The sequence below is a fragment of the Actinospica durhamensis genome, from assembly GCF_018139695.1.
In the GTDB taxonomy this organism is placed as follows: Bacteria; Actinomycetota; Actinomycetes; order Streptomycetales; family Catenulisporaceae; genus Actinospica; species Actinospica durhamensis.
Map to the genome: position 1 here is coordinate 1 of NZ_JAGSOG010000575.1, position 1,414 is coordinate 1,414.

1 rRNA gene is annotated in these 1,414 nt (G+C 60.6%); it reads left to right on the forward strand.

What is annotated here, in order from left to right:
- A 23S ribosomal RNA gene (locus KDL01_RS41115) occupies positions 1-1,414 on the forward strand; the annotation flags it as partial.

The window sequence follows — 1,414 nt, forward strand, 5'->3', positions numbered from 1 at the left end:
TAAGGGCGCACGGTGGATGCCTTGGTACCAGGAGCCGATGAAGGACGTGTCTGGCCGCGATAGGCCCCGGGGAGCCGCCGAGAGGGCTTGGATCCGGGGGTGTCCGAATGGGGGAACCCGGCACCCGTCATGGGGTGTCACCCTCGCCTGAATGTATAGGGCGAGTGGAGGGAACCCGGGGAAGTGAAACATCTCAGTACCCGGTGGAAGAGAAAACAACATGTGATTCCGTGAGTAGTGGCGAGCGAAAGCGGATCTAGCCTAAACCTTGTGCGTGTGATACCCGGCAGGGGTTGCGTGTGAGGGGTTGTGGGACGTGCCTGACGGGTCTGCCGGCCCGTCGACGAGTCAGAAACCTGTGGTGTAGTCGAACGGCATGCGAGTGGCCGACCGTAGTGGGTGAGAGTCCCGTAGACGACATGCTGCAGGCTCGTGGTGCTGTTCCCGAGTAGCGCGGGGCCCGTGAAATCCCGTGTGAATCTGCCAGGACCACCTGGTAAGGCTGAATACTTCCTGGTGACCGATAGTGCACGAGTACCGTGAGGGAAGGGTGAAAAGTACCCCGGGAGGGGAGTGAAAGAGTTCCTGAAACCGTGTGCCTACAATCCGTCGGAGCGTCGTTCCACCCGTTGGGGTGGGGCCGTGACGGCGTGCCTTTTGAAGAATGAGCCTGCGAGTTAGTGGCGTGTGGCGAGGTTAACCCGTGTGGGGTAGCCGTAGCGAAAGCGAGTCCGATAAGGGCGTTGAGTCGCGCGTTCTAGACCCGAAGCGGAGTGATCTAGCCATGGGCAGGGTGAAGCGCCGGTAAGACGGTGTGGAGGCCCGAACCCACCAGGGTTGAAAACCTGGGGGATGACCTGTGGTTAGGGGTGAAAGGCCAATCAAACTCCGTGATAGCTGGTTCTCCCCGAAATGCATTTAGGTGCAGCGTTGCGTGTGCGTGCCGGAGGTAGGGCGCTGGATGGCCGATGGGCCCGACCAGGTTACTGACGTCAGCCAAACTTCGAATGCCGGTACGTTGAGCGTGGCAGTGAGACTGTGGGGGATAAGCTCCATGGTCGAGAGGGAAACAGCCCAGAGCATCGACTAAGGCCCCTAAGCGCGTGCTAAGTGGGAAAGGATGTGGGACCGCGGTGACAACCAGGAGGTTGGCTTAGAAGCAGCCACCCTTGAAAGAGTGCGTAATAGCTCACTGGTCAAGTGGTTCCGCGCCGACAATGTAGCGGGGCTCAAGTACGCCGCCGAAGTCGTGTCAACGCCATGAGCCCGTCGTCACCTGAGACGTGGCGGCCAGGTGTGGTGTTGGGTAGGGGAGCGTCGCATGTCCGGTGAAGCGGCCGCGTGAGCGAGTCGTGGAGGGCATGCGAGTGAGAATGCAGGCATGAGTAGCGAATCCACGGTGAGAATCCGTGGC